The organism is Variovorax sp. HW608, assembly GCF_900090195.1.
In the GTDB taxonomy this organism is placed as follows: domain Bacteria; phylum Pseudomonadota; class Gammaproteobacteria; order Burkholderiales; family Burkholderiaceae_C; genus Variovorax.
Genome location: NZ_LT607803.1, coordinates 6,756,358 through 6,780,862 on the forward strand (window position 1 = coordinate 6,756,358; position 24,505 = coordinate 6,780,862).

Sequence of the window (24,505 nt, forward strand, 5' to 3'; positions counted from 1 at the left end):
GGTTCCTTCTCAGAGATCGTCGCGCCAGCAGGCGTGCCAGTGGCCGGGCTGCACTTCGCGCAGCCGCATGTCGGCGCTTGCGCAGCGTTCCTCGGCCATCGGGCAGCGCGTGCGGAAGACGCAGCCCGAGGGCGGGTTCGCCGGGCTCGGCAGGTCGCCCTGCAGCAGCGGCACCACGCGACGCTGCGCCGGATCGGGGATCGGCGCCGCCGCCAGCAAGGCGCGCGTGTACGGGTGCCGGGGGTTCGCGTAGAGCGACTCGGTCGGCGCGATCTCCATCACGCGGCCCAGGTACAGCACGACGACACGGTCGCACAGGTATTCGACCACATCGAGGTCGTGCGAGATGAACAGCAGCGTGAGGCCGAGCTGCTCCTTCAGCTCGCCCAGCAGGTTGACCACCTGCGCCTGGATCGACACGTCGAGCGCCGACAGCGGCTCGTCCGCGACGATGAATTGAGGCTCGACCGCCAGCGCCCGCGCGATGCCGATGCGCTGCCGCTGGCCGCCCGAGAACTCGTGCGGATAGCGGTCCGCATGCTCCGGCCGCAGGCCCACCTGCTGCAGCAGTTGCTCGATGCGCGGCTTGCGCGCACTGCCTTTGGCCAGCCCGTGCGTATCGAGCGCCTCGCCCAGCACGTCGCGGATGCGCATGCGCGGGTTGAGGCTGGCATAGGGGTCCTGGAAGATGATCTGGATCTTCGAGCGCAACGGGCGGAACTGCGACTGCGACAGCTCCGCCAGGTTGCGCGGCGCCGCATCCGACCCGCCCTGCTGGTAGAGCATCTCGCCGTCGGTCGGGTCCACGAGGCGCGTGAGCAGGCGGCCGATGGTGCTCTTGCCCGAGCCCGATTCGCCGACCAGCCCCAGCGTCTCGCCCTTGCGGATGCTGAAGCTCACGTCGTCCACCGCGCGCACGGGATGGCTGCCCTTGCCGAAGTACTTGCGCAGGTTGCGGACTTCGAGCAGGTTGTCATGGGCGAGGCTTGCCGTCGTCATGCGACCTTCTCCTGGTTTTCGACGAAGCCGATGCAGCGCACCATGCGCCCGCTTCCCGCGGGCTCGAGTTTCGGCACGCAGACCTCGCAGGCCTCGCGACGGTAGGCGCATCGGGGCGCGAAAGCGCAGCCCGGCGGCGGCGCGAAGGGGCTCGACACCTGGCCCGGAATGGCCACGAGCTGCGGCCTTTGGCCTTGCGCGGCGTGCGCACCGCGACGCCGCGCAACGCCCGGCAGGCACGCCAAGAGCCCGCGCGTGTAGGGATGCGCCGGCCGCGCGAAGAGGTCGTGTACCGGTGCCGATTCGACGATCCGCCCCGCGTACATCACCGCCACCGCATCGGCGTACTGCGCGACGACGCCAAGGTTGTGCGTGACGAAGAGCATGCTCATGCCGGTCTCCTTCTGCAGCCGGCCCATGAGCGCGAGTATCTGCGCCTGGATGGTCACGTCGAGCGCGGTGGTCGGCTCGTCGGCGATCAGCAAGGTGGGGTTGCAGGCCATCGCGAGCGCGATCATCACGCGCTGGCGCATGCCACCGGAGAGCTGGTGCGGATACTCGTTCACGCGCTGGCCGGCCGCGGGGATCTCGACCAGTTCGAGCATGCGGCGCGCATGCGCCAGGGCGGCCTTGCGATCGAGCCCGAGGTGCAGCCGCACCGACTCGGCGATCTGCTCGCCGATGGTCAGCACCGGATTGAGGCTGGTCATCGGCTCCTGGAAGATCATGCCCAACTCGTTGCCGCGCAGCTTGCGCTTGTCGGCTTCGGGGATCGCGAGCAGGTCGACGCGGCGTCCGTCGCGCTGGACGAACCAGGCCTCGCCCTGCACCTGCGCCTGCGAGGTGCGGGCATGCAGGCCCATCAGCGTGAGGCTGGTCACGGACTTGCCCGAGCCCGATTCGCCGACCAGCGCCAGCGTCTCGCCGGGGCGGATCGTGAAGGAGACGTCGGCCACGCTCTGCACGCGCCCGGCCTCGGTCGCGAAGGAGGTGGAAAGCCCGCGCACTTCGAGCCGCGGCGTGGCGGCGTCCGCCTTGTAAACGGTGGCTTGGCTCATTCGATTACCTCCGTGCTTCGCACTGCGGTGCGAGCGCCTTCGGGCGGCCGGGCGGCGCTCATGCCGCTTTCCTCAGCTTGGGATCGAGCATGTCGCGCACGCCGTCGCCCAGGATCTGCAGCGACAGCGCGGTCAGCACGATCGCGAGGCCGGGGCAGAAGATGGTCCAGAAGGCCTTGTCGGCGTATTCGAGGCTGCCGGCGATCATGGTGCCCCAGGTCGGGATGTCCGGCGGCACGCCGACGCCGAGGAACGAAAGCCCCGCCTCGGCCAGGATCGCGTAGGCGAAGATGAAGGTCACCTGCACGAGGATCGGCGACATCAGGTTCGGCAGGATGTGCTTGCGCAGGATGCGCGGCGTGCGCACGCCGAGGGCCCGCGCTGCATCGACGAACAGCAGTTCGCGCAGCACCAGCGTGGTGGCGCGCACCACCCGCGCCACGCGCGGCGTATAGACGATCACCAGCGCCAGCATCACGTTCCACAGCGAAACGCCGAGGATCGACACCAGCGCGATGCCCAGCAGGATGTCGGGGAAGGACATCATCGCGTCGACGATGCGCATCAGCGGCGCGTCGAGGCGGCGGAAGAAGCCGGCGAGCATCCCGAGCAGCGTGCCGCAGAGCACGGCGCCGGCGGCGGTGATGAAGCCGATCAGGAGCGAATAGCGCGCGCCGTGCACGATGCGCAGCATCACGTCGCGGCCGAGCTCGTCGGTGCCCGCCCAATGCTCCCAGGAAGGTGCGTGCAGCCGCTGGCTGATCTCGATCGCGCCGGGGTCCGCGTCCGAGACCCACGGGAGGATCACCGCCACGCCCACCACCAGCAGCAGCACCAGCGCCGACGCGAGCACGATCCGGCGCATGAACAGGCGGCTCGCCATCGGCAGCAGACTGGCGACAAAGGATGAGACGGCCGCTTTCATTTGGACTCCAGCCGGATGCGCGGATCGACCAGCGTGTAGATGAAGTCGATGCCGAGGTTGATGAACACGTAGATGGCCGCGATGACGAGCAGCGTGCCCTGGATCACCGGGTAGTCGCGCCGCAGCACCGCGCGCACCACCAGGTTGCCGACGCCGGGCAGGTTGAACACCGTCTCGGTCACCACGGTGCCGCCGATCATCAGCGCGAGCGTGAGGCCGAGCACCGTGACGATCGGCACCAGCGCGTTGCGCAGCACGTGGTGGACCATGATCACGCGCTCGGGCAGGCCCTTGGCGCGTGCGGTGCGCACGTAGTCCTCGCCGAGGATGTCGAGCACCGAGGCGCGCGTGAAGCGGATGATCAGCGCCGAGTTGAGCAGCCCCAGCACCAGCGCGGGCAACAGCAGGTGATGCAGCCGCTCGTGCAGCGTTGCGCTCGGATCGCCGTAGCCCGATGCCGGGAACCACCCGAGCTTGACCGCGAAGAACTGGATCAGGATCAGGCCGAGCCAGAAGCTCGGCACGCTCGCGCCGAGCATCGCGACGCTGCTGACGGCCTGGTCGGCCGCGCTGCCGCGCCAGACGGCCGCCGCCATGCCGGCCGGAATGCCGATCAGCGCCGCGATGAACACCGCGAAGAGCGCGAGGAACAGCGTCGGCTCGGCACGCTCCAGCAGCGCCTGCGCCACGGGGCGCTGCAGGAACAGCGACTGCCCCAGGTTGCCGTGCAGCAGCTCGCCGACCCACAGCACGAACTGCGTCGGCAGCGGCTTGTCGAGCCCGTATTGCACGCGGGCCGCGGCGATGTCGGCGGCGGTGGCCTGATCGCCGAGCAGCAGCGCAACGGGATCACCGGACGCGAGGCGCGTCAGGGTGAAGACCAGCACCGCGACGATCGCGAGCACCGCCAGGGCCCCGGCCAGGCGGGTGAGCAGGAAGCGCAGCATGACGAGGGTCCGTGGCTTTACTTGGCGAGGCCGGTGTTCCAGAAGAACGGCCAGATCGCCGGCGTATACCCCTCCAGCTTGGCCGAGCGCGCGGACAAGCTGTTGAACTTGCCGACCTCGATGAACGGCACTTCGTCATACACCGTCTGCTGCACCTGGCCCCACAGCGCGCCGCGCTTGGCGACGTCGCTTTCGTGGTTGAAGGCGGCCAAGGTCGACTTCTTGGCCGGCGTTTCCCACCAGCCCGGCGCGCCGTCGCCCAGCTGCGGCGGCGAGAGCATCGGCTCGGGGAAGAGGCCCGAATGCGTGAAGTACACGTCCCACAACTTGGCATCGTTGCGCCGCTGCACCAGCGTGGCCCAGTCCACCACCTGCAGGTCAGTCTTGAAGCCGGCCTTCTTGAGCTGCTCGGACATCACGAGCGCCATGTTGTAGTGGAACTCGTACTGGCGGCTCGCCATGATGCGGATCGGCTGGCCGTTGTAGCCGGCCTTGGCGGCAGCCTCCTTGGCCGACTGCGGGTTGCGCGTGTTGTAGGCGTTGCTGCCCGCGGTCGAGAAGTACGGCGTGCCCTTCGGGAAGAAGTTGGGCTCGACGACGAAGAAGCGGTTGTCGCCGAAGCCGGCAGCCATCAGCTCGCCCTGCCCCACCGCGGTCTGCACCGCGCGGCGCAGCGGCTGCGATGCCAGCACGCCTTCCTTGGTGTTGAACACGATGTAGGGGAAGCCGAAGTTCTTCGTCACGATCGGCACGACTGCTGGCGCGCCCTTGTCGATGCGGCCTGCAGACTCGACGGGCAGCAGGTCGGCGTACTGGAACTGGCCCGACAGCGCGCCTTCGACGCGCGTGTTCGCGTTTGGCACGGGCACGAAGCGCAGCTCGTCCAGCAGGGCTTCGCGGCGGCCCGCGTAGCCGCTCGGCGCCTCCTTGCGCGGCGAGTAGCCTTCATAGCGCACCAGCACCGTGAACTGGTCGGGGCGGCGCTCCTTGAACTTGTAGGGGCCGGTGCCGATGAAGTCCTTCAGCTGCGGCGCGATGCTTTCCTTGGCCATGATCGCCGCCATGCCGCTGGGCAGCGCCAGCTGCGCGAGCAGGGGTGCGTACGGTGCATTGAGCTTGATCTCCACCGTGAGCGGGCCCTTGGCGGTCAGCGAGGCGACTTCCTTGCCCACTGCCTTGCCGCGCGGCGACAGCTCCATCCAGCGCTGCAGCGACGCGACCACGTCATCGGCGTTCAACTCGCGTCCGTTGTGGAACTTCACACCCTTGCGCAGCGCGATGGTGTAGGTCAGGCCGTCCTTCGAGACCACCGGCATGCCTTCGGCCAGCATCGGCGCGATGTTCCAGTTCGCATCGAAGGTATAGAGTGGCTCGTAGACGTGCTGCATGATCGTGCCGACGAGGTCGGCGGTGCTGATCATGGGGTCGAGGCCCTGCGGCTCGCCGACCATCGCCAGATTGGCCGCTCCGCCCTTCGGAGGTTCGGCGAACGCGGCCCCGGGCAGGAGGCCCAGCGCAAGCACGGCGGCGGCTGCGCCCGCGAATGCCCGCCAACGCGGCGCGCGCACCGTGCTGGGAGAAGAAAAACCAGATGTCGGTACAGTGGTGGCGGTCATTTGCATCGTGGCCCTCATGAGTAATAACATTACATCGGTGATCCTATTTTGCGAAACTATCCACGTCAAAATAGGGTTTACCCTAGGAATCAATGTAATTTCTTTACAAACATCACCAGATCATGTCCCACGTTGAAATGCTCGGCCAGTCGCCGATCGCCTCCGATCGCCAGGCACGCCCCCTGTCGCCCGCCACCCGTGCAGGCGATTTCGTCTTTGTCTCGGGCCAGGTCCCCACGGATGACCAGGGCCAGGTGATCGTCGGCGGCATCGAGGAGCAGACGCGCCAGGTCTTCAAGCGCATCGAGGATGCGCTCGCGCTCGCGGGCTGCACGCTCTCGGACATCGCCAAGGTCAGCGTGTGGCTGAACGACGCGCGCGATTTCGGCAGCTTCAACCGCGTGTACATGGAGTGCCTGGGCGACCATCGCCCGGCACGCTCGACGGTCGAGTCGCGGCTGATGATCGACGCCAAGGTCGAGATCGACGTCACCGCGTACAAACCGCGCGGCTGACCCCCAAGGAGGCGACATCATGAGCCGCCCGGCCGTTCCGAAGGCGAATCCCGAAGCGCCGCTGCGCGAGGGTAGTCCAATGAGCCGCCGCGCCGCCCCAAGGCGAATACCGCAGCGCTGTTGCGCGGAGGTCATCCAATGAGCCATACCCGCCTTGTCGCCGTCGACTGGGGTACGAGCTCCCTTCGGGGTGCACTGCTCGAGCCCGACGGGCGCGTCGTCGAGGAGCAGAGCCATGCGCGCGGCATCCTCACCGTCAAGAATGGCGGCTTCACGGAGGTGTTCGAAACCCTCTTCGCCGACTGGATGCGGCCGCCGGGCACGCGCTGCCTGATCTCGGGCATGGCGGGCAGCAAGCAGGGGTGGGTCGAGGCGCCCTACTGCGCCTGCCCCGCGGGCCTTGCCGAAGTGCGCAGCAAGATCATGGAGATCGAACCCGGCCGCATCTCGATCGTGCCGGGCCTTAGCGACACGCACGACGGCGTGCCCGACGTGATGCGCGGCGAGGAGGTGCAGATCCTCGGTGCGATGGTGCTCACCAACCTGCGCGACGGGCTCTTCGTGCTCCCCGGCACGCACAACAAGTGGGCCCGCGTGAAGAACGGCATGGTCACGGGCTTTCGCACCTTCATGACCGGCGAGTTCTACGCGCTGCTGAGCCAGCACTCGATCCTCTCGCGCACGCTCGACACCTCGGCCGCACTCGACGAGGCTGCGTTCCTTCAGGGCGTGACCCAGTCCGACAACGGACAGGGCCTGCTGCACAACGCCTTCGGCGCCCGGACGCTCTCGCTTTTCGACCGCATGCCGGCGCGCGAACTGACGAGCTACCTGTCGGGCGTCCTGATCGGCGAGGAACTGCGCACCCAGTCCCTGCATGCGGCCGGCGAGGTGGTGCTGATCGGCACGCCGGCGCTCACGCAGCGCTACATGCTCGCGCTGCAGGCATCGGGCATCAAGGCGCGGACGCTGGGCTCCGAAGCCACCTGGGCCGGCCTGCACGCGCTCCACGCACCCAATCCAACCCAACGCAAGCAATGACCGCTCCGCACGACAAATTCACCGCCGCCATGCGGCAGCTTCCCCTCGTCGCCATCCTTCGCGGCCTGACGCCCGAAGAGGCGCCCGCCGTCGGCGACGCCATCGTCGAATCGGGCTTCCGGCTGCTCGAGGTGCCGCTCAATTCGCCGCGTCCGCTCGAAAGCATTGCGCTCCTGGCCGGGCGATTTCCGCAGGCGCTGGTCGGCGCGGGAACGGTGCTGACCGCGCAGGAAGTGCGGGCCGTGCACGCCGTCGGCGGCGAGCTGATCGTGGCGCCGAATTTCAACGCCGAGGTGGTCGCCGAAGCGAAGCGCCTCGGACTCGTGAGCCTGCCCGGCGTGATGACGCCGACCGAGGCCTTCGGCGCACTCGCGGCGGGCGCGACCGGGCTCAAGTTGTTTCCGGCCGAGCTGGCGTCGCCGGCGGCGGTCAAGGCACTGCTCGCGGTGCTGCCCAAGGGCACGCCGCTGATGCCGGTCGGCGGCATCACGCCCGACAACATGGAAGCCTGGCGAGCCGCTGGCTCCGCGGGCTTCGGCATCGGCTCGGCGCTGTACAAACCCGGCAAGAGCGCGGCGGCGGTGCGTGAGGATGCGCAGCGTTTTGTCGCGGCCTTCGGCGGCGCGCTGCGCGCCTGAACGCCTGAACGCCTAGCCGGCGCGCTGCTGACCGAGCCCCGGCCAGACCAGATCCATCGGCCGGCTTCGCACGCGGCGCCACACGCCCTCGTACAACGAGCGCACATGCGCGCGCCGCAGGTCGCGCGAGCGGATCGCCATGTGGAAGGCGAGCGCGAAACTCACCGCCACGTTCAGCACCGCCATGCTGCACACGCCGGCCACCGCCCACCACAATGCGGCGGAGCGCAAGCTGTCCGTGCCGAGCACGCCGAGCGCCACGCCGATCGAGCCCGCGCTCAGCGTCACGTGGCGAACGTCGAAGCTGAAGGCAAAGGCTGAAAGAAGCGCCGGCACCAAACCCAGCATCAGCCCGAGCGAGATGTTGCCCGCCACGCCCGCGATGTTCGAGCGCCAGAACGCCGCCAGCCGCGCCGCGCCCGCCACGCCGAGCGTCAGCCGCAGTCGGCGGTTGTGCTCGAGCGCGTCGCCGACCCGGTGCAGCATGAACCAGTTGTCCACCCAACCCGCGAACAGGCTCGACGACCACAGCAGCACGCCGGTCAGCGCGGCATAGATCGGCGTCGGCCCGACGAGCGAGAACGATTCGAGCGTCGCCTGTGCCTTCGCGGGCGAAACGATGTCGGCGTCGAACACCTGGCGCATGAGCAGCTGGAAGCCGAGGCACACCGGAACGACCATCATCACGTTCCCGAGCACCGCCGCCGCCTGCGTGCGGATCAGCGCGAACACCGAGGCGACGAACTCGTCCATGCCCTGCGGTGTGCCGGCCCCGTCGAGCTCGCGCGCGAGCGTCGGTGCGGTCATCGCAGGCTGCTTGGTGGCGAGCGAGAAATGCAGGAAGTGGATCAAGAGAAAGCTCGCCGCGTAGTTGATGCCCGCGAGCAGTCCTTCGAGCATCGAAGGCAGGTACGCGCCGGTGATCGCGAACTTGATGCACACCGTCATCACCGTCACGAGCCCGCCGCCGGCTGCCATGCGCAGCATCTTCAGGTAGTCCTGGCGGTCGCGGGCAATGTAGTGCTCGCCGGTGTCCGCGTTGTATTCGACCACCTTGCGCGCGAGCAGCGAAACGTTGCTGTTCAGCAGGTGCGACACGCTGCGGCTTTCCTGGTTGGCCTTGACGAGCTCCGCGGCAAGCCGGGACACGGCACGCATGTCATCCGATGCCATCCAGGCGTCCAGGAGATGCTCGGTGCGCGTGATGCGCATCCGCATGCGCTCCACCTGGAACACGATGTCGACGCTGACGCCGTTGCGGTAGAGATTGGCGAACACGTCGTCGGTGGCGATGCGGCACTGGTCGAGCACCAGCCGCAGGTAGTTGACCTCGCGCAGCAGCTGCGCGGGCTCCGCGCCCTCTTCCACCGCCCGGTGCGCGGCCTCGACCGCGAGCATCGCACGCGTGAGACGGTAGAACGGCTGCGATTCGGTCGCCACGCGCGCATCCGCGTCGCCGAGCCGGCTGCGCACCAGTTGCGACATGCCGGTCGAGCTGACCTGGCAGCTCAGGTTATGAAGCGCGGCCAGCAGGTCGAGCGAGAACGCACCGGTGCGCCGCGCGTCGTCCGCTTCATCGTGCCGGAACAGCGCGTGGAGGCGGTCGAGCAGTTCGATGGGCAGCGCGTCGATCCACTCGGCGTCATGGTTGGAGGTGAACATCAGCGTGAACAGCGCCCCGAGTTCGCGCCGGTTCGGCGCCGGCGGAATCATCAAGGTCTGCACCCGCTCGACCAGCGCGCCGACGAAGCCCGAATGGACCGGCATGCCGGCATCGCACAGCAGCGACATGCCATCGCTCTCGCGCAGCACCGCGCGCAGGATCCCGGCGACGTTCGCCCTCCACGCTGGATTGCGATCGAGCACGTTCAGCAGGTAGCGCAGGCGCGTGTGTTCCGCGAAGCTGCGCGCCGCCGATCCGTCGGCGCTGTCGCCCTGCAGTGTGCCCGAGCGGCGGATCCAGTGCGCCAGTTCGATCAGCCACTCGCTGCGTGCCGTGTAGGACGCGCCTGCATCGGCCATGGCCAGCAGGACGTCGAGCTGGTGACTGGCGCTGCGCGCGGCGCGCCAGTTCTTGACGAAGGCTGTGAGCGTACGAAGCATGCAGGGGCGCAGATGATAACTGCGGCCCGGCGACGCATCCCCTCTCGGAAGAACCTGGGCAATCGAATTCAGGAAGGCTGGATGCGGCGCAGCAGCCCGGCCGTGGTGCGCGGCCAGCCGACGCGGCCGAACCACGCGCCGCCGGCGATGGCCGAGGCGATCACGACGCCATAGATCACGAGTGCCGCACCCTGCGCGATGAACACGTCGACCAGCTCGCCGCCCCAGCGCAGCGCGAGCCAACCGCCGAGCCCGGCGACGATCAGCCGGGCGATGTTGCCGAGCACCGGCCACAGCAGGCGGCCGGCGCCCTGCGAGGCGAAATACAGCACCAGCCCGACGCCGAAGAAGCCATAGAACGGTCCGACCGCGCGCAGGTACTGCGAGCCCGCGTCGAGCATCGCGGGATCGCTGCCGAACAGCATCAGCCACTGGCGCGGGAACAACGCGGCCGCGAGGCCCACCGATCCCGCCAGGACGAAGGCGATCGCAGCGCCGGTCCATGCCGCGCGCAAGGCACGCTCGCGCCGGCCCGCGCCGATGCAGGTGCCGATCATCGCCAGGAGCGGCGCCCCGAGGCCGAAGACCAGCGGCACCAGCAGATACTCGAGCCGCGAGGCGGTGCCGTAGCCCGCGATCGCACCCGGGCCGAAGTGGCCGCACAGCGCGGTCGCGATGCCGATCGACAGATTGGTCGCCACCGTCGACACCGCGCCCACGAGGCCGACGCGCAGGATGTCGCGCATGAGCGGCCACTGCAAGCGCGCATGCGCCCATGACGGCTTCAGCAGGCTGCGATCGGAACGCAGGTAGAGCCACAGCGCGATCGACCCGCCGAGGTAGTAGACCAGCAGCGCGACTGCCCCGCCCGCGATGCCCAGGCCGGGGATCGGACCCCAGCCGAAGATCAGCAACGGCGAGAGCGGAATCAGCATGAATACGCCCGCCACGGTCACGTTCGCCGGCACCGCCATGTTGCCGGTGCCGCGCAGCACCGCGGCGAGCGAATTGAAGATCCACACCAGCACCGCCCCCGCGAAGACCACGTCGGCATAGCGCAGCGCCGCTTCGAGCGAAGCACCCGAGCCGCCCATCAGCGTGAAGAGCCAGCGCCCACCGATGAGCAGCGCGAGCATGAAGACGACGCCGAAGCCGATCGCGATCGCGATCGCGTGCAGCACCAGCGCATCGGCCACATCGCGCCGCCGCCCACCCAGCGCGCGCGCGATGGACGATGCGATGCCGCCGCCCACTGCGCCGGCCGAGGTCATCTGCATCAGCATCACCACCGGGAACACCAGCGCCATGCCCGCGAGCGCCTCGGTGCCGAGCTTGCCGACGAAGTAGGTCTCGATCAGGCCGACCGCGGCCTGCGCGACCATCACCAGCACGTTCGGGAACGCGAGGCGCAGCAATGTGGGAACGATCGGCGCTTCGAGCAGCAGCCGGGTTCGCGCGTCCAGGCCGCTCATCGAGAACCTCCGTGCTGCCGCACTGCGGTGCGAGCGCCTTCGGGTGGCCGGGCGGCGCTCATGCCGGCTTCGCCACCAGCGCCGGCCGCGATTCGCGGATCGGCAGGTTGACCAGTGCGGCACCCGCAGCCAGCGCGATGTCGATGTACCAGACGATGTCGTAGCTGCCCGTGGCCTGGAACACGTAGCCGCCCAGGAACGCACCGAGGAAGCCGCCGATCTGGTGCGCCAGCATCACGATGCCGAACAGCATCGCCATATTGGCCGGGCCGAACATCTTCGCGACCAGTCCCGCGGTCGGCGGCACGGTAGAGAGGAAGGTCACCCCCATCACCGCCGCGAAGACCAGCATCACCGCCGGCGTCTTGGGTGCGAGCAGGAAGACCAGCACCGCGAGTCCGCGCGCGGCGTACACCAGCGCGAGCAGCGACTTCATGCGCCAGCGGCCGACCGCCCAGCCCATCATGAGACTGCCGACGATGTTGAAGAGGCCGATCATGGCCAGCGCCCAGCCGCCGATCTCGGGCGGGAGCCCGCAGGCAGCGACCACGCCGGGCAGGTGGGTCGCGAGGAATGCGACGTGGAAGCCGCAGACGAGGAAGCCCAGGCTCAGGTAGCGGTAGCTCGGCGTGCCGATGGCCTGGCCGACCGCCTGGCGCGCGGTGAGCGGACTCGCGCCCTTGCTGGCCGTCTGCGCGGCGAGCGCGTTCGAATTGCCCTTGAGCACGAAGACCGCGGGCAGCGCCACGAGGATCAGCACCGCGAGCCACTGCATCGCACTGGCCCAGCCGACCGCCGCCATCAGGCCGATCGCGATCGGCGCCATGGCGAACTGGCCGAAGGAGCCGCCCGCATTCACCACGCCGGTCGCGAGGCCGCGCCTGTGCAGCGGCACCAGCCGCATGGTCGCCGCCATGAGCACCGAGGGACCGGCCATGCCCGCACCGCCTGCCGCCAGCACGCCGATCGCCAAAATGAGGCCTGCGGTCGTCGTCATCAGCGGCGTGATGAAGGTGCCGAGCGCCACCAGCAGAACGCCGATGAAGAGCACCCGTCCGGTGCCGATGCGGTCCGCCACCGCGCCCGCGAAGGGTTGCGTCAGGCCCCACCACAGCTGCCCGAATGCGAAGGCCAGGCTGATGCTGCCCAGACCCAGCCCGGTCGAGGTGTTGAGCGACGAGAGGAAGAGGCCCATCGTCTGCCGCACGCCCATCGTCAGCGCAAAGGTGCCCGCGGCGGCGAGCAGCACCAGCCAGACGGCATGGCCCGTGGCGGAGGTAGTCGTGTCGGCAGCGGCGCGGTCAGTCATCGAGTTCCCCTTCGCGGGTTTCGTCGGTGGCCTGCAGCACCGCGATGCTTTCGTCGATCAGCGCGTGAAGCGCAAGCACGCGCTCCACACCGAGCAGTTGATTGAGCTGCTCCTGCGCGCAGCGCCAGTGGCGCTGGGCCTCGCTGCGCTTCTTGCGGCCTTCGTCGGTGATCTCGACGAGGCGGCTGCGCGCATCGGGGCCCTCCCCCTGCACGAGCCACCCTTCGGCCATCAAGGGCTTGAGGTTGCGCGTGAGTGTCGATGCATCGACACCCATGGCCTGCGCCAGATCCACCGGACGGATCGGGCCCAGATGCAGCACGTGCGACAGCAGCGAGTACTGCGTGGTCTTGAGGCCGCTCTTGGCGACTTCCGCGTCATACAGCCGCGCCACCTGCCGCATCAGGTGACGCAGCTTGAAATTGGTGCAGCCCCGGGGCTTTGCGATAGCATTCATGCCGATGATTGTAGCTACAATCATTGTATATGCACCTTTTAGGGAACTGTCGATGACCCCAGCAGAACAACTCGCCGCCTGGATCGCGGAGGAACAAGCCGTCACGGAGCGCCTCGACGCCGGCCCGGGCCCCGGGCTCGCGCGCCCGGACCAGGTCGTCGGCAAGACCGGCCTCGAGATGATGCAGGCCATGATTCGCGCGGAGATCCCCTACGCGGCGATCGCGAAGACGATGAATTTCCAGATCATCGAAGTCAGCCCCGGCCGCGCGGTGTTCCAGGGCAAGCCGCTGCCGCAGCACCTGAATCCGCTCGGCACCATCCATGGCGGCTGGTTCGCCACGCTGCTCGACTCGGCCCTCGGCTGCGCGGTCCACACCATGATGCCGGCGGGCCGCGCCTACACCACCGCCGAGTTGGGCGTGAATCTCGTCAAGGCCCTGACGCCCAGGGTCGAGCGTGTGCGCGCCGAGGGCAAGGTGATCCACTGCGGCCGCCAGCTCGCCACCGCCGAAGCACGCCTTGTCGGCCCGGACGGCACGCTCTACGCGCACGCCACCACCACCTGCCTGGTCTTCGAGATGCGCTGACCTTCGCCGGACGCGACAATCGCCGGTCAGCAACATCTGATGGCGAGCCACGAAATGCGAATCCTCCACACCATGCTGCGCGTCGGCAACCTCCAGCGCTCGATCGACTTCTACACCCAGGTGCTCGGCATGCAACTGCTGCGCACGTCGGAGAACCCCGAGTACAAGTACAGCCTCGCCTTCGTCGGCTACGAGGGCAACCCGGCGCAGGCCGAGATCGAGCTGACCTACAACTGGGGCACCGAAAGCTACGAGCTCGGCACCGCCTACGGCCACATCGCGCTCGGCGTGCCCGATGCGCATGCGGCCTGCGAGAAGATCAAGGCCGCGGGCGGCAACGTCACGCGCGAAGCGGGGCCGGTGAAGGGCGGCACCACGGTGATCGCGTTCGTGACGGATCCGGATGGCTACAAGATCGAACTGATCCAGCGCGCGGAAGGCGCGGCGGGCGCCGGATTGCGCTAGGTGTGCGTTCAGCAGCCCAGCAGATCCGCGAGATGCTCGATGCTGCGCGCGTGCAGGTTGTTGTCCGGCTCCGGCGAAACATCCTTCGGCCGCGAAGGACCGAACTCCAGAGGCCGCTCGATGTAGGCGGTGCGCAGCCCGCAGGTGCGTGCGGCTGCGAGGTCGTCATGGTGCGCGGCGGCGAGCATCACCTGCCCCGGCGACACATCGAACACCGCCGCGACGCCGAGGTAGGTGCGCGGATCGGGCTTGTAGGCCTTGAAGACCTCGGCCGACAGCACGCAATCCCACGGCAGGCCGGCGTTCTTCGCCATCTCGGTCAAGAGGCCGATGTTGCCGTTCGAGAGCGAGCAGATGATGAACTTGCGCCTGAGCCGCGCGAGGCCCGGGACGCAATCCGGCCACGCGGGCAGCCGGTGCCAGGCCTTGTTGAGATCGCGCTTGCGGGCCGCGTCGAGATCCTCGATGCCGAAGTCGTGCAGCACACCGCCGAGGATGCCCATGTGCAGTTCGTCGAGCAGCGTGAAGCCGCCCTCGCCCGCCGCGAGGCGCTCCATCACGCCCTTCATCGCCGGCTGGTAGCCCGCGCGCCATGCCAGCGCGAACGCACCGCCATCGATGCTAGGGAGGATGCGCTCGGCCTCGGCCGCGATGCCCGAGTACCAGTCGACCACCGTCCCGAAGACGTCAAAGGCGATGACCTTCAGGTCGCTCGCGTCGACGCTTGTGTTCACCAGGAAACCTCCGCGCTTCGCACTGCGGTGCGAGCGCCTTCGGGCGGCCGGGCGGCGCTCATCGCGCGAGCTGGCTCGCTTCTCGGGCGAGCGCCTCGATGCGCGACCAGTCGCCGGCGGCGATCGCATCGGTCGGCACGATCCACGAGCCGCCGACGCAAGCGACATTCGACAGGGCAAGAAACTCGGGCGCATTGCCCGCATGGATGCCGCCGGTGGGGCAGAACTTCACGTCGCCGAACGGCCCCTGCCATGCCTTGAGCATCGCGAGGCCGCCCGCCTGCACCGCCGGGAAGAACTTGAGTTCGGTGAAGCCGTCTTCCTGGGCCAGCATGATTTCGCTGCCGGTCGCGACGCCCGGCAAAAGCGGCAGGCCGAGGTCGTGGCACGCCTTGCCGACCGCGCGCGTGTAGCCCGGGCTGACGCCGAACTTCGCGCCTGCGAGCGCCGAGGCCTGGGCATCGGCCGCGCTGCGGATGGTGCCGGCGCCGGCCACCGCCTCTGGCACTTCCTTGGCGATGAGTTCGATGCATTCGAGTGCCTCGCGCGTGCGCAGCGTCACCTCGAGCATGCGGATGCCGCCGGCCACGAGTGCGCGCGCCAGCGGCACCGCGTCCTTCACGTCATGCAGCACGATCACGGGGATCACCGGTGCATCGCGCATCACGTCGAGCGCGGTCAAATTCACAGCCATGTGCAGGCTCCTTCTTCTGCTGTCAATGCGTTGCGGCGCATGCCGGCGAATAGTTCGCGGCCCAGGCCGTGACCGTTCGCGGTGCGCTGTTCTTCGGGTTGCCTGGCGACTTCGCGTTCCGCCCATTCGTCATCGGGCACCAGCACGGCCAGCGTGCCGGCAATCGCGTCGAGGCGGATCAGGTCGCCGTCCCGGACCTTGGCGAGCGGGCCGCCGGCAGCGGCCTCCGGCGAGACGTGGATCGCGGCCGGCACCTTGCCGGAAGCGCCGCTCATGCGGCCGTCGGTGACCAGCGCGACGCGCAAGCCCTTGCCCTGCAGCACGGACAGCGGCGGCGTGAGCTTGTGCAGCTCGGGCATGCCGTTGGCCTGCGGGCCCTGCCAGCGCACGACGCAGACCACGTCGCGCTCGAGCTCGCCGGCCTTGAACGCCTCCTGCAGCGCGCCCTGCGAATCGAACACGCGGGCCGGGGCCTCGATCACGTGCCGGTCGTCAGGTACCGAAGACACCTTGATCACGCTGCGGCCGAGATTGCCGACCAGCACCTTGAGCCCGCCGGTAGCGCTGAAGGGCGACGCCGCAGGACGCGCGACCGCGTCGTTCTTGGTCGGCGCGGCGGGATGCCATGCGAGCGCGTGCTCGTCCGATGGCGTCGCGGCGAGCGACGGGATGTTCGCGTACTCGCGGATGCCGCCGGCGCGCACCGTCTGCACATCGGCGTGCATCAGGCCCGCGTCCAGCAGCTCGCCGATCACGAAGCCCGGGCCGCCCGCGGCCTGGAACTCGTTCACGTCGGCGGTTCCGTTGGGATAGACCCGCGTGAGCAGCGGCACGACTTCCGAGAGCTCGGAAAAATCGTTCCAGTCGATGAGGATCCCCGCCGCGCGCGCGACCGCGACCCAATGGATCAGATGATTGGTCGAGCCGCCGGTGGCGAGCAGCGCGGCCATCGCATTGACGATCACGCGCTCGTCGACCATCTCGCCGATCGGCGGCACCGCATAGGCCTTGTCGGAGGCCCGCCCGAGCACGGTCCGCACCGCCTCGCGCGTGAGCGCCTCGCGCATCGAATCGCCGGGCTGGATGAACGCGGTGCCGGGCACATGCAGGCCCATGGCCTCGAGCAGCATCTGGTTGCTGTTGGCGGTGCCGTAGAAGGTGCAGGTGCCCTGCGCGTGATAGGCCTGCATCTCGGCATCGAGCAGGCCCTGCCGGCCGACCAGGCCTTGCGCGGCCTGCTCGCGCACCTTGGCCTTGGCGCTGTTCGACAGGCCCGACGGCATCGGGCCCGCGGGCACGAAGACCATCGGCAGGTGGCCGAAGTGCAGCGCGCCGATGAGCAGGCCAGGCACGATCTTGTCGCACACGCCGAGCAGCAGCGCGGCATCGAACATGTCGTGCGTGAGCGCCACGGCGGTCCCCATCGCGATCACGTCGCGGCTGAAAAGGCTGAGCTCCATGCCGGGCGTGCCCTGCGTAACGCCATCGCACATCGCGGGCACGCCGCCGGCCACCTGCGCGGTGGCGCCGTGGCGGCGCGACTCGTGCTTGACGATGTCCGGATAGCCCTGGAACGGCGCGTGCGCCGAGAGCATGTCGTTGTAGGCGGTGACGACACCGATGTTGGGCGCGCGTTCGGCCACCACCTTGAGTTTGTCGTTGGCCGGAATCCCTGCCACCGCGTGCGCCACGTTGGCGCAGCCCATGCGGTCGGAGCCGCGATCGCGGTGGCGGATCTCGGAGAGACGCTGGAGGTAGGCACTGCGCAGCGGTCGGCTGCGCTCGCGGATGCGATCGGTGACATCGCGGACTGTGGGGTGTGTAGTCATGGGATATGTCGCATTGCCGAGGAGCTGGCACGTGTTGGCGGCCGGAAGTGCATGGTATCAAGCCCGAATGAAACAGCCGGCTCCGCGGTATTCCTGCATCAATCGATGAGCTTGACCTCGACGCGCCGCGCCTCGGCGTTGTTGCCCGAGCCGGTGGTGACTGCGGGCCGTTCCATCTGCACCTTGTCGGGCGGGCAGCCGAGGCCGACGAGCACGTCGCGGACCGTCTGTGCGCGCCTCTTGGCGAGCTCCTCGTTGAGCGCCGCGTCGCCGGTGGTGTCGTGGAAGCCGGACACCAGTGCCTTCTTGCCGCCCTCGACGCCCTTGAGCACGATGGCCAGCGCCTCGGCCGCGCCGGGTGCGATGTCGGCGCTCGCGGTGGCGAAGTAGAAGTTCACCACGCCCCCCGCGACGCGGATGCTCGCGCCCTCGGGAATCACGACCATCACGGTCTCGGTCACCACGGCCACGGTCGTCGCCGGCGCCGCCGCGGCCGCGGGCTGAGCCGGCACGGCCGCGTTGTGGCTCCTCGAATAGAGCACGATGCCCATGACAAACAGGATCACCAGCGCAATCAGGCCAAGCACGAAGGCAAGGATGAAGTTCTGTTGGCTCTCGTCGTTGCTGGTCGCAGACATGGGCGGATCTCCATAGTTGAGGGGCCGGTAAATAATGGTGCGGTGAACCATGACCGCGAAATTGTAGGTGTCGCCCCCGAGCCGCCGAAGGGCGATCCGGGTCCTCCAGGGCTCGATCCGCTGCCCACGCCCCTGCGCGATCCCAAGCCGATGCTCGATCGCGTGATCGACGAATGGGGTGGTCACCAGGACCTTTGGCTCTTCGGCTACGGCTCACTGATCTGGCGGCCCGAGTTCGGCTTCATCGAGCGTCATCCGGCGCGCGTGCACGGCTGGCATCGTGCGCTCAAGATGTGGAGCCGGGTGAACCGCGGCACGGTCGACAACCCGGGCCTGGTGTTCGGGCTGCTGTCGGGCGGCAGTTGCCGCGGCATGGTGTTCCGCGTGCCGGCGGCCAACGGGCTCGAAACGCTCGGCCGCCTCTGGCTGCGCGAGATGCCCACGGGCGTCTACGACCCGCGCTGGCTCGAATGCGTCACGCCGCATTGCAAGGTCAAGGCGCTCGCCTTCACGCTGTCGAGGCTCAGCCCCAACTTCACCGGCGAACTCAGCGACGAACGCTACCGCCACATCTTCGCGAGCGCGGTCGGGCGCTACGGCAGTTCGTTCGACTACGCGCAGCAGACCTTGCTGGAACTCAAGCGGCACTCGATCCACGACGCTGCATTGGCGCGCCTGGTCAGGCTGGCCGAAAACCGATTGTCGGCCGAGGCCGATGGCGGAAAGCCGCCGTCTCCGCTATACCGTCCAAAGTCCCGAACCTGATCAACATTCAAGGAGCTCCCATGTCCCGCCCTATCATCGCCCTCGCTGCCACCCTCGTTGCCGCCGGCACGCTCACCGCCTGCGGCACCATGGGCCAGGGCGCGGGGGCCACGGCCGCGCTCGCACCGACCGGCGCGATCTCGCCGAATCCGACCATGGGCAAGGTGAGCTTCACGCCGCTGGACCATGGCGTGCGCGTGTCCGGCGAAGTGCGCGGACTCCCGCCGGGGACGGAACACGGCTTCCACATCCATGAAAAGGGCGATTGCGGCGACAACGGCAATGCCTCGGGCGGCCACTTCAACCCTTTGGGCGGCACGCACGGAAAGTTCGCCGCCCCCGGCAGCCATGCCGGGGAGTTGCCGAGCCTCGTGGCGGATGCGAGCGGCATGGCGCGCTTCAGCGTCGAGGTGCATGCCATCTCCCTGACCGAAGGCGCCGCCAACAACGTGGTCGGCCGCGCGGTCGTGGTGCATCGCGACCGCGACGACTTCACGACGCAGCCGGCCGGCAACTCCGGCCCGCGCGTCGCCTGCGGCGTGATCAGCCGCGGCTGAGCCGCTCCCGCAGCAGGGCTTCGGCGCGCGCCAACTCTTCGGGCGTGTCGATGTCGGTGACGATGCCGATGTCGTCGAGCTCGAGTTCGGCGACCTGCCCCGCTTCGCGCAGGGCGCGCAGCACCGGCGCCGCGCCCGGGTTGCCCGACAAGGCAGCAAGCCGGGGTCCGCACGGCGCCGCAAATCCGACCGGGTGCCCGCGCACGCCGCGATAGCTCGGCTGCGCCGCCTGCACCGCGCCCTGCAATGCCTGCGCCACCGCCCGCAGCGTCGCGGGCTGGACCAGCGGCAGATCGGCCGGCAGGATCAGCCATCCTTGCGCCTCCGCCGTCGCGCGCACGGCAGCGGCGATCGAATCGCCCATGCCCGGATGCCCGGCGTCTTCCAGATGCCACGGCAGGCCGCTCGCGCGCACGGCAGCCAGCGTGTGCTCCAGCACCGTCGCCCCGGCCAGCGGCGCGTGCAGCTTGTGGCCGGCGCCGCCCGCGGCGCGGAACCGCTCGCCGCGACCCGAGGCGAGGACGATGACAGTGGGCAGGCTGGACGGCGGGGATGCGGCATTCATGCCGCGCAGTATCTCCTCCTGGCTTGCGCAACAATGGCCCCCATGATCAGCTCCCCAAAAGAAGCGCTGGCCGCGCTGCGCAAAAGCTATGAGCGTGCCGAACTCGACGAAGGCAGCAGCGCCGCCGACCCGCTGAAGCAATTCGAGCGCTGGCTCGCCGAGGCCATCGACGCCAAGCTGCCCGAGCCGAATGCGATGACGCTCGCCACCGTCAGCGGCGACCTGCGCCCTTCCACCCGCATCGTGCTCATCAAGGGCTACGACGAGCGCGGCATCGTCTGGTACACCAACTACCAGAGCCGCAAGGGGCAGGACCTCGCCGGCAATCCCTTTGCCGCGCTGCAGTTCCACTGGGTCGAGCTCGAGCGCGTGGTGCGCATCGAGGGCCGGGTCGAGCGGGTCAGCGATGCCGAAAGCGACGCCTACTTCGCGAGCCGTCCGCTCGATTCGCGCATCGGCGCCTGGGCGAGCCCGCAGAGTGAAGTCATCAGCGGCCGCGACGTGCTGGTGAAGAACGCCGCCGTCTACGCGGCCAAGCACCTGCTCTCGCCGCCACGCCCGCCGCACTGGGGCGGCTTCCGGCTCGTGCCGGACCGCTGGGAGTTCTGGCAGGGCCGCAAGAGCCGGCTGCACGACCGGCTGCGCTATCGGCTCGAAGGCGGCGAGTGGGTGCGGGAGCGGCTCGCGCCCTGAGGCGGCTCAGAGCCGGCCCGCCAGCGCCATCACCACCGTCAGCGTGACCAGCGCCAGCGCCGTCGAAACCACCACGCTCGCCGTCACCAGTTCTTCCGCCGTGCGGTAGCGCTGCGAGAACAGGAAGACGTTCGCGCCGATCGGCAGCGCGGCCGCGACCACCATCACGGTCAGCGGCAATCCGCGCAGCCCGAGCATCCATCCGAGCGCGGCGACCAGCAGCGAGTGGACCAGGTTCTTGATCAGCGCCTGCCCCAGCGCGCCGCGCCAGTGCCTGCCCACCGGGGTCAGCGCCAGCGTGATGCCCACCATGACCAGCGCCACCGGGCTGAACGCGCCGCCGAGCAGCCCGATCGTCATGTCGATGGCATCGGGCATGCGCAGGCCCGATTGGGCGAACAGCAGCCCCGCCACGATCGGGAGGGGCACCGGATGGATGATCGCGTTGTAGAGCGCCCGCCCGACGATGCGCATGATCGGGCGCCTCGCCTCGCCGCTCGCCGAGGCCTGCTCGTGCGCCACGGCAAGCTCCAGGACCACCGTGGCGCTGGTCAACAGCACCAGCGAGTGCAGCGAGATGAGCGTGAGCAGCACCACCGTGCCCTCTGGCCCGTAGGCCAGTCCGATCAGCGCGATGCCGATCATCACGGTGTTGCTGTAGGTATTGGCGAGCGCGAGCACCGCCGCCGTGCGATTGAAGCCGCGCCAGAACAGCGTGCCTGCGAAGATGAGCCCCGCCGCGATGAAGTACGCGGCCACCGGGCGCAGGCTGAGCTGCTCGACGTGCACCATGCTCATCGAATGGAACAGCAGCGCCGGCGCCAGCAGCAGGAAGATCAGGTTCGACAGATCGCGCACCGCACCGCCGCCGATCCAGCCTCGGCGCCCCGCCACGAAACCGACGGCAATGAGCAGGACAACGGGAAGCAGGGAGGAAAGGGCGGTCGCATTCACCGCCGCGAGCATATCCGCGCCCGCAAGGCGCAAGCCGCGCGGCTCACACCGTGGGCCAGCACTCGAACGCGGCCAAGCGGTCGAAGGGCCGCTGCACCTCTTTCACTTCGAGCGACGACACCCACGCACCCGGCACCCCCGTGCGCAGCCAGTCGCACATGTGCGCGATCTGGTTCGGCGAGCCCTGCAGCATGGCCTCGACCGAGCCGTCCAGCCGGTTGCGGACCCAGCCCGTGATGCCGAGCCCGCGGGCATGGCGCACGCAGGCCTGGCGATAGCCCACGCCCTGCACCCTGCCGACCACCCGGATCAGGCGGCAGTCCACTGGGCCATTTCTTTCCGCAGATTCCATCGCCACGGCTCCTGCTCCGGATGAAGCCCGCAGCATCGTCGAACAGGGTCGCTGCGCCAAGTTTCAATTGGTGAGCGAGCCCGCCGCGATCAGTCCTTGAGGTACTTCGCGAAGGTCTTCTGGAACTTCTCGACCTTGGGACCGACCACGAAGGCGCAGTACCCCTGGTTCGGGTTGTTCAGGAAATAGTCCTGGTGATAGGCCTCGGCGGCCTGGTAGTTGGCCAGCGGCTGCACCTCGGTCACGACGGGCGCGCGGTAGGTCTTGCTGTCGGCGATCTCGCGGATCACCTCCTCGGCCACCCGCTTCTGCTCGTCGTTCGTGTAGTAGATGCCGCTGCGGTATTGCGTGCCGACGTCGTTGCCCTGCCGGTTGAGGGTGGTCGGGTCGTGCACCACGAAGAAGATCTCCAGGATCTCGTGCAGCGAGATCTCCTCGGGGTCGAACACCAGCTTGACCACCTCGGCATGCCCGGTGCGGCCGGTGCAGACCTGTTCGTAGCTCGGGTTCACTGTCTGGCCGTTGCTGTAGCCCGATTCGACGTCGAGCACGCCGCGCACGCGGTCGAACACTGCCTCGGTGCACCAGAAGCAGCCGCCGCCAAGGACGATGGTTTCGGTTTGAGTGGGGTGGGTCATGGGGTACTCCGAGTACCCCACATTGTGGCGGCTTGACGCGAACCAAGGCCCTCACTACATTACTAACCCGCCAGTCATTAACGCCCCATGCCCGCGCCCCGATTCCTCAGCGACAAGATCTGTACCGTTCGCGCCAAGCGCGAACGTCGCAAGGAAGCCCGTCCTGGCGAGCTGCTCGAGGCGGCGCTCGACCTCTTCGTCGAAAAAGGCTTCGCGGCCACCCGTTCCGAGGAAGTCGCAGCCCGCGCCGGCGTCTCCAAGGGCACCCTCTTCCTCTACTTCCCGAGCAAGGAAGAGCTCTTCAAGGCAGTGGTGGTCGAGAACCTCGCCGGCCGCTTCACCGAGTGGAACCGCGAGTTCGATGAGTTCGAAGGCTCCACCATCGACATGCTGCGCTACTGCCTGCGCATCTGGTGGGAGCGCGTCGGATCGACCAAGGCATCCGGCCTCACCAAGCTCATGCTGAGCGAGGGCCGCAACTTTCCCGAACTGGCGGAGTTTTATCGCCGCGAGGTGGTCAAACCCGGTCACACGCTGCTGCGGCGCATCATCCGGCGCGGCGTCGACAGCGGCGAATTCGCGCCGGTCGACGTCGACAACGCCATCTACGCCGTCATCTCGCCCATGGTCTTCCTGATGCTGTGGAAACACTCCGCGCCCATCTGCGTCGATGGAGAATCCAACTTCGACCCCGAGAAATACCTCGCGATCCAGACCGACATCGTGCTCAACGGGCTGTGCAAGCCCAAGGCGGCGGAATGAAGCGCTCCATCAAATGGGTCGTCGTGGCCCTCATCCTCGTGCTCGTCGTCGGCGGGGTGCTGCGCGCGATCGGCGCGCGCAGGGCGCACCAGGCGGCCGCCGCGGCCAGCGCGAAGCCGGCTGAAACCGTGATCGAGCTTTCGGCCGCCGACGTGGTCCGCGCCAGGCGGCGCGAGCTCGCCGAAACGCACGCCGTCTCGGGCACGCTGCGGGCCGTCGATTCCGCGCAGGTCAAGGCCCGCGTGGCCGGCGAGCTCATCGGCCTCACGGTGCGCGAAGGCGACACGGTCAAGGCCGGGCAGGTCATCGCGCGCATCGATCCGATCGAATTCCACTCGCGCATGCGCCAGGCGCAGGAACAGGCCGACTCGGCTCGCGCCCAGGCCGAAGTCGCGCAGCGCAACTACGACAACAACCGGGCGCTGGTGGACCAGGGCTTCATCTCGCGCACCGCGCTCGACACCTCGCAGTCCAATCTCAATGCCGCGCTGGCAACGCACCGCGCCGCGCTGGCGGCGGTCGACGTGATGCGCAAGTCGCTCGACGACACGGTCCTGAAGAGCCCCATCAATGGACAGGTGTCACAGCGTTTCGCGCAATCCGGCGAGCGCGTGGGCATCGACGCCAAGGTGATCGAGGTGGTCGACCTCAGCCGCATCGAAGTCGAAGCCACCCTGGCCGCGGCCGACTCGGTGGCGGTGCGCGTCGGCCAGCGCGCGACGCTGCAGATCGAAGGCGGCGGTGCGATCGACCCCCGAAGCGGCGAACGCAGCGTCGGTGCCACTGTCGTGCGCGTGAACCCCTCGGCCCAGGCGGGCAGCCGCAGCGTGCTCGTCTACCTCGAGCTCGATCGCAGCACCGGCTTCCGCCAGGGCCTGTTCGCGCAAGGCTCGATCGACGTCGGCCGCACCGACACGCTCGCCCTGCCCCTCACTGCCGTTCGCACCGACAAGCCCACGCCCTACGTGCAGCTCGTGACCGAAGGCCGCATCGCGCACCGCCAGGTCGAGACCGGGCTGCGCGGACAGGCCGATGGGCAGGCAATGATCGCGGTGCGCGGCATCGACGAAGGCGCCGTGGTGGTGGCCGGCAGCGTCGGCACGCTGCGCGACGGCACCGCGGTGCGCCTCGCACCTGTGGCAGCCACCGGCGGCACGCCGACGGCGGCCCGCACCGCGCCCTGAGCGACG

Annotated in this window: 27 protein-coding genes; 10 read left to right on the forward strand and 17 right to left on the reverse strand. The window is 68.8% G+C overall.

The genetic code is table 11. From position 1 onward, the window contains the following. Positions 1-9: 9 nt before the first annotated feature. The 5 genes from VAR608DRAFT_RS32045 to VAR608DRAFT_RS32065 are packed head-to-tail and all read right to left on the reverse strand — an operon-like array spanning position 10 to position 5,545. Positions 10-999, reverse strand: coding sequence for an ABC transporter ATP-binding protein (locus tag VAR608DRAFT_RS32045; RefSeq protein WP_088957737.1), 990 nt, complete (start codon positions 997-999; stop codon positions 10-12). Beyond that, positions 996-2,057, reverse strand: a complete 1,062-nt coding sequence (locus VAR608DRAFT_RS32050) for an ABC transporter ATP-binding protein (protein WP_088957738.1) — start codon at positions 2,055-2,057, stop codon at positions 996-998. Before VAR608DRAFT_RS32050 ends, VAR608DRAFT_RS32045 begins: the two co-directional genes overlap by 4 nt. Positions 2,058-2,115: 58 nt before the next feature. Beyond that, entirely contained in the window at positions 2,116-2,982 is an 867-nt protein-coding gene (locus VAR608DRAFT_RS32055) for an ABC transporter permease (protein WP_088957739.1), read from the reverse strand. After that, on the reverse strand, positions 2,979-3,929 hold the full coding sequence (locus tag VAR608DRAFT_RS32060; RefSeq protein WP_088957740.1) for an ABC transporter permease: 951 nt from the start codon (positions 3,927-3,929) through the stop codon (positions 2,979-2,981). Before VAR608DRAFT_RS32060 ends, VAR608DRAFT_RS32055 begins: the two co-directional genes overlap by 4 nt. Before the next feature lie 17 nt (positions 3,930-3,946). Beyond that, on the reverse strand, positions 3,947-5,545 hold the full coding sequence (locus VAR608DRAFT_RS32065) for an ABC transporter substrate-binding protein (protein WP_231973036.1): 1,599 nt from the start codon (positions 5,543-5,545) through the stop codon (positions 3,947-3,949). 122 nt (positions 5,546-5,667) lie between these two features. Here VAR608DRAFT_RS32065 and VAR608DRAFT_RS32070 point away from each other — a divergent pair, with 122 nt between their 5' ends. The 3 genes from VAR608DRAFT_RS32070 to VAR608DRAFT_RS32080 all read left to right on the forward strand — a co-directional run bounded on the left by VAR608DRAFT_RS32070 (position 5,668) and on the right by VAR608DRAFT_RS32080 (position 7,739). Next, a complete protein-coding gene (locus VAR608DRAFT_RS32070; RefSeq protein WP_088957742.1) occupies positions 5,668-6,060 on the forward strand; it encodes a RidA family protein in 393 nt (130 codons plus the stop codon). A gap of 138 nt (positions 6,061-6,198) precedes the next feature. Then, positions 6,199-7,101 (forward strand): 2-dehydro-3-deoxygalactonokinase, encoded by a 903-nt coding sequence (locus VAR608DRAFT_RS32075; protein WP_088957743.1) that lies wholly within the window; start codon positions 6,199-6,201, stop codon positions 7,099-7,101. After that, entirely contained in the window at positions 7,098-7,739 is a 642-nt protein-coding gene (locus tag VAR608DRAFT_RS32080) for a 2-dehydro-3-deoxy-6-phosphogalactonate aldolase (RefSeq protein WP_088957744.1), read from the forward strand. Before VAR608DRAFT_RS32075 ends, VAR608DRAFT_RS32080 begins: the two co-directional genes overlap by 4 nt. 12 nt (positions 7,740-7,751) lie before the next feature. On the opposite strand, the gene VAR608DRAFT_RS32085 is transcribed toward VAR608DRAFT_RS32080, so the two are convergent. The 4 genes from VAR608DRAFT_RS32085 to VAR608DRAFT_RS32100 form a co-directional block, all read right to left on the reverse strand. After that, a complete protein-coding gene (locus tag VAR608DRAFT_RS32085; RefSeq protein WP_088957745.1) occupies positions 7,752-9,842 on the reverse strand; it encodes a site-specific recombinase in 2,091 nt (696 codons plus the stop codon). Positions 9,843-9,910: 68 nt separating this feature from the next. After that, positions 9,911-11,314: an MATE family efflux transporter gene (locus VAR608DRAFT_RS32090; RefSeq protein WP_088957746.1), complete on the reverse strand. Its 1,404-nt coding sequence runs from the start codon at positions 11,312-11,314 to the stop codon at positions 9,911-9,913. A gap of 58 nt (positions 11,315-11,372) precedes the next feature. Then, positions 11,373-12,623 carry an MFS transporter gene (locus VAR608DRAFT_RS32095; RefSeq protein ID WP_088957747.1) on the reverse strand — a complete coding sequence of 417 codons (1,251 nt, stop codon included), beginning with the start codon at positions 12,621-12,623 and terminating at the stop codon, positions 11,373-11,375. Beyond that, positions 12,616-13,080, reverse strand: coding sequence for a MarR family winged helix-turn-helix transcriptional regulator (locus tag VAR608DRAFT_RS32100; protein WP_088957748.1), 465 nt, complete (start codon positions 13,078-13,080; stop codon positions 12,616-12,618). Before VAR608DRAFT_RS32100 ends, VAR608DRAFT_RS32095 begins: the two co-directional genes overlap by 8 nt. Positions 13,081-13,132: 52 nt before the next feature. On the opposite strand from VAR608DRAFT_RS32100, the gene VAR608DRAFT_RS32105 reads away from it, so the two are divergent. Further along, on the forward strand, positions 13,133-13,669 hold the full coding sequence (locus VAR608DRAFT_RS32105; protein WP_088957749.1) for a PaaI family thioesterase: 537 nt from the start codon (positions 13,133-13,135) through the stop codon (positions 13,667-13,669). 54 nt (positions 13,670-13,723) lie between these two features. Further along, positions 13,724-14,134 carry a lactoylglutathione lyase gene (gloA, locus tag VAR608DRAFT_RS32110; RefSeq protein ID WP_088959092.1) on the forward strand — a complete coding sequence of 137 codons (411 nt, stop codon included), beginning with the start codon at positions 13,724-13,726 and terminating at the stop codon, positions 14,132-14,134. An 8-nt stretch (positions 14,135-14,142) separates the two neighbouring features. Here gloA and VAR608DRAFT_RS32115 read toward each other — a convergent pair whose 3' ends face one another. The 4 genes from VAR608DRAFT_RS32115 to VAR608DRAFT_RS32130 form a co-directional block, all read right to left on the reverse strand. Next, the gene (locus VAR608DRAFT_RS32115; protein WP_231973037.1) at positions 14,143-14,868 is read right to left on the reverse strand and encodes a haloacid dehalogenase type II; all 726 of its coding nucleotides are present in this window, start codon (positions 14,866-14,868) and stop codon (positions 14,143-14,145) included. Between the two features lie 58 nt (positions 14,869-14,926). After that, positions 14,927-15,562 carry a bifunctional 4-hydroxy-2-oxoglutarate aldolase/2-dehydro-3-deoxy-phosphogluconate aldolase gene (eda, locus tag VAR608DRAFT_RS32120; protein ID WP_088957751.1) on the reverse strand — a complete coding sequence of 212 codons (636 nt, stop codon included), beginning with the start codon at positions 15,560-15,562 and terminating at the stop codon, positions 14,927-14,929. Then, positions 15,553-17,391 carry a phosphogluconate dehydratase gene (gene edd, locus VAR608DRAFT_RS32125; RefSeq protein ID WP_088957752.1) on the reverse strand — a complete coding sequence of 613 codons (1,839 nt, stop codon included), beginning with the start codon at positions 17,389-17,391 and terminating at the stop codon, positions 15,553-15,555. Before edd ends, eda begins: the two co-directional genes overlap by 10 nt. 98 nt (positions 17,392-17,489) lie before the next feature. Continuing rightward, entirely contained in the window at positions 17,490-18,029 is a 540-nt protein-coding gene (locus VAR608DRAFT_RS32130; protein ID WP_088957753.1) for an OmpA family protein, read from the reverse strand. A 42-nt stretch (positions 18,030-18,071) separates the two neighbouring features. On the opposite strand from VAR608DRAFT_RS32130, the gene VAR608DRAFT_RS32135 reads away from it, so the two are divergent. Continuing rightward, on the forward strand, positions 18,072-18,794 hold the full coding sequence (locus VAR608DRAFT_RS32135; RefSeq protein ID WP_443082902.1) for a gamma-glutamylcyclotransferase: 723 nt from the start codon (positions 18,072-18,074) through the stop codon (positions 18,792-18,794). Between the two features lie 20 nt (positions 18,795-18,814). Beyond that, positions 18,815-19,351, forward strand: a complete 537-nt coding sequence (locus tag VAR608DRAFT_RS32140) for a superoxide dismutase family protein (protein WP_088957754.1) — start codon at positions 18,815-18,817, stop codon at positions 19,349-19,351. On the opposite strand, the gene VAR608DRAFT_RS32145 is transcribed toward VAR608DRAFT_RS32140, so the two are convergent. Next, the gene (locus VAR608DRAFT_RS32145) at positions 19,338-19,916 is read right to left on the reverse strand and encodes a nucleotidyltransferase family protein (protein WP_088957755.1); all 579 of its coding nucleotides are present in this window, start codon (positions 19,914-19,916) and stop codon (positions 19,338-19,340) included. The genes VAR608DRAFT_RS32140 and VAR608DRAFT_RS32145 overlap by 14 nt on opposite strands. A gap of 42 nt (positions 19,917-19,958) precedes the next feature. Between VAR608DRAFT_RS32145 and pdxH the strand changes: the two genes are divergently transcribed. Next, positions 19,959-20,609: a pyridoxamine 5'-phosphate oxidase gene (gene pdxH / locus VAR608DRAFT_RS32150; RefSeq protein ID WP_172843929.1), complete on the forward strand. Its 651-nt coding sequence runs from the start codon at positions 19,959-19,961 to the stop codon at positions 20,607-20,609. Positions 20,610-20,615: 6 nt separating this feature from the next. Here pdxH and VAR608DRAFT_RS32155 read toward each other — a convergent pair whose 3' ends face one another. The 3 genes from VAR608DRAFT_RS32155 to msrA form a co-directional block, all read right to left on the reverse strand. Further along, on the reverse strand, positions 20,616-21,575 hold the full coding sequence (locus tag VAR608DRAFT_RS32155; RefSeq protein WP_443082903.1) for an AEC family transporter: 960 nt from the start codon (positions 21,573-21,575) through the stop codon (positions 20,616-20,618). 31 nt (positions 21,576-21,606) lie between these two features. Then, a complete protein-coding gene (locus VAR608DRAFT_RS32160; protein ID WP_088957756.1) occupies positions 21,607-21,915 on the reverse strand; it encodes an acylphosphatase in 309 nt (102 codons plus the stop codon). 89 nt (positions 21,916-22,004) lie between these two features. Further along, positions 22,005-22,553 carry a peptide-methionine (S)-S-oxide reductase MsrA gene (gene msrA / locus VAR608DRAFT_RS32165; RefSeq protein ID WP_088957757.1) on the reverse strand — a complete coding sequence of 183 codons (549 nt, stop codon included), beginning with the start codon at positions 22,551-22,553 and terminating at the stop codon, positions 22,005-22,007. An 87-nt stretch (positions 22,554-22,640) separates the two neighbouring features. Between msrA and VAR608DRAFT_RS32170 the strand changes: the two genes are divergently transcribed. Together VAR608DRAFT_RS32170 and VAR608DRAFT_RS32175 are read left to right on the forward strand one after the other, a co-directional pair. Then, positions 22,641-23,315 carry a TetR/AcrR family transcriptional regulator gene (locus VAR608DRAFT_RS32170; protein ID WP_088957758.1) on the forward strand — a complete coding sequence of 225 codons (675 nt, stop codon included), beginning with the start codon at positions 22,641-22,643 and terminating at the stop codon, positions 23,313-23,315. Next, complete coding sequence (locus VAR608DRAFT_RS32175; RefSeq protein WP_088957759.1) at positions 23,312-24,499, forward strand: efflux RND transporter periplasmic adaptor subunit; 1,188 nt, start codon at positions 23,312-23,314, stop codon at positions 24,497-24,499. The genes VAR608DRAFT_RS32170 and VAR608DRAFT_RS32175 overlap by 4 nt, the downstream gene beginning before the upstream one ends. Positions 24,500-24,505: the final 6 nt, after the last annotated feature.

Excerpts from the sequence above, each read along its gene's own strand:
- VAR608DRAFT_RS32045 (WP_088957737.1), bottom strand. The coding sequence starts at position 999 with ATGACGACGGCAAGCCTCGCCCATGACAACCTGCTCGAAGTCCGCAAC.
- VAR608DRAFT_RS32050 (WP_088957738.1), bottom strand. The coding sequence starts at position 2,057 with ATGAGCCAAGCCACCGTTTACAAGGCGGACGCCGCCACGCCGCGGCTC.
- VAR608DRAFT_RS32055 (WP_088957739.1), bottom strand. The coding sequence starts at position 2,982 with ATGAAAGCGGCCGTCTCATCCTTTGTCGCCAGTCTGCTGCCGATGGCG.
- VAR608DRAFT_RS32060 (WP_088957740.1), bottom strand. The coding sequence starts at position 3,929 with ATGCTGCGCTTCCTGCTCACCCGCCTGGCCGGGGCCCTGGCGGTGCTC.
- VAR608DRAFT_RS32065 (WP_231973036.1), bottom strand. The coding sequence starts at position 5,545 with ATGACCGCCACCACTGTACCGACATCTGGTTTTTCTTCTCCCAGCACG.
- VAR608DRAFT_RS32070 (WP_088957742.1), top strand. The coding sequence starts at position 5,668 with ATGTCCCACGTTGAAATGCTCGGCCAGTCGCCGATCGCCTCCGATCGC.
- VAR608DRAFT_RS32075 (WP_088957743.1), top strand. The coding sequence starts at position 6,199 with ATGAGCCATACCCGCCTTGTCGCCGTCGACTGGGGTACGAGCTCCCTT.
- VAR608DRAFT_RS32080 (WP_088957744.1), top strand. The coding sequence starts at position 7,098 with ATGACCGCTCCGCACGACAAATTCACCGCCGCCATGCGGCAGCTTCCC.
- VAR608DRAFT_RS32085 (WP_088957745.1), bottom strand. The coding sequence starts at position 9,842 with ATGCTTCGTACGCTCACAGCCTTCGTCAAGAACTGGCGCGCCGCGCGC.
- VAR608DRAFT_RS32090 (WP_088957746.1), bottom strand. The coding sequence starts at position 11,314 with ATGAGCGGCCTGGACGCGCGAACCCGGCTGCTGCTCGAAGCGCCGATC.
- VAR608DRAFT_RS32095 (WP_088957747.1), bottom strand. The coding sequence starts at position 12,623 with ATGACTGACCGCGCCGCTGCCGACACGACTACCTCCGCCACGGGCCAT.
- VAR608DRAFT_RS32100 (WP_088957748.1), bottom strand. The coding sequence starts at position 13,080 with ATGAATGCTATCGCAAAGCCCCGGGGCTGCACCAATTTCAAGCTGCGT.
- VAR608DRAFT_RS32105 (WP_088957749.1), top strand. The coding sequence starts at position 13,133 with ATGACCCCAGCAGAACAACTCGCCGCCTGGATCGCGGAGGAACAAGCC.
- gloA (WP_088959092.1), top strand. The coding sequence starts at position 13,724 with ATGCGAATCCTCCACACCATGCTGCGCGTCGGCAACCTCCAGCGCTCG.
- eda (WP_088957751.1), bottom strand. The coding sequence starts at position 15,562 with ATGGCTGTGAATTTGACCGCGCTCGACGTGATGCGCGATGCACCGGTG.
- edd (WP_088957752.1), bottom strand. The coding sequence starts at position 17,391 with ATGACTACACACCCCACAGTCCGCGATGTCACCGATCGCATCCGCGAG.
- VAR608DRAFT_RS32130 (WP_088957753.1), bottom strand. The coding sequence starts at position 18,029 with ATGTCTGCGACCAGCAACGACGAGAGCCAACAGAACTTCATCCTTGCC.
- VAR608DRAFT_RS32140 (WP_088957754.1), top strand. The coding sequence starts at position 18,815 with ATGTCCCGCCCTATCATCGCCCTCGCTGCCACCCTCGTTGCCGCCGGC.
- VAR608DRAFT_RS32145 (WP_088957755.1), bottom strand. The coding sequence starts at position 19,916 with ATGAATGCCGCATCCCCGCCGTCCAGCCTGCCCACTGTCATCGTCCTC.
- pdxH (WP_172843929.1), top strand. The coding sequence starts at position 19,959 with ATGATCAGCTCCCCAAAAGAAGCGCTGGCCGCGCTGCGCAAAAGCTAT.
- VAR608DRAFT_RS32155 (WP_443082903.1), bottom strand. The coding sequence starts at position 21,575 with ATGCTCGCGGCGGTGAATGCGACCGCCCTTTCCTCCCTGCTTCCCGTT.
- VAR608DRAFT_RS32160 (WP_088957756.1), bottom strand. The coding sequence starts at position 21,915 with ATGGAATCTGCGGAAAGAAATGGCCCAGTGGACTGCCGCCTGATCCGG.
- msrA (WP_088957757.1), bottom strand. The coding sequence starts at position 22,553 with ATGACCCACCCCACTCAAACCGAAACCATCGTCCTTGGCGGCGGCTGC.
- VAR608DRAFT_RS32170 (WP_088957758.1), top strand. The coding sequence starts at position 22,641 with ATGCCCGCGCCCCGATTCCTCAGCGACAAGATCTGTACCGTTCGCGCC.
- VAR608DRAFT_RS32175 (WP_088957759.1), top strand. The coding sequence starts at position 23,312 with ATGAAGCGCTCCATCAAATGGGTCGTCGTGGCCCTCATCCTCGTGCTC.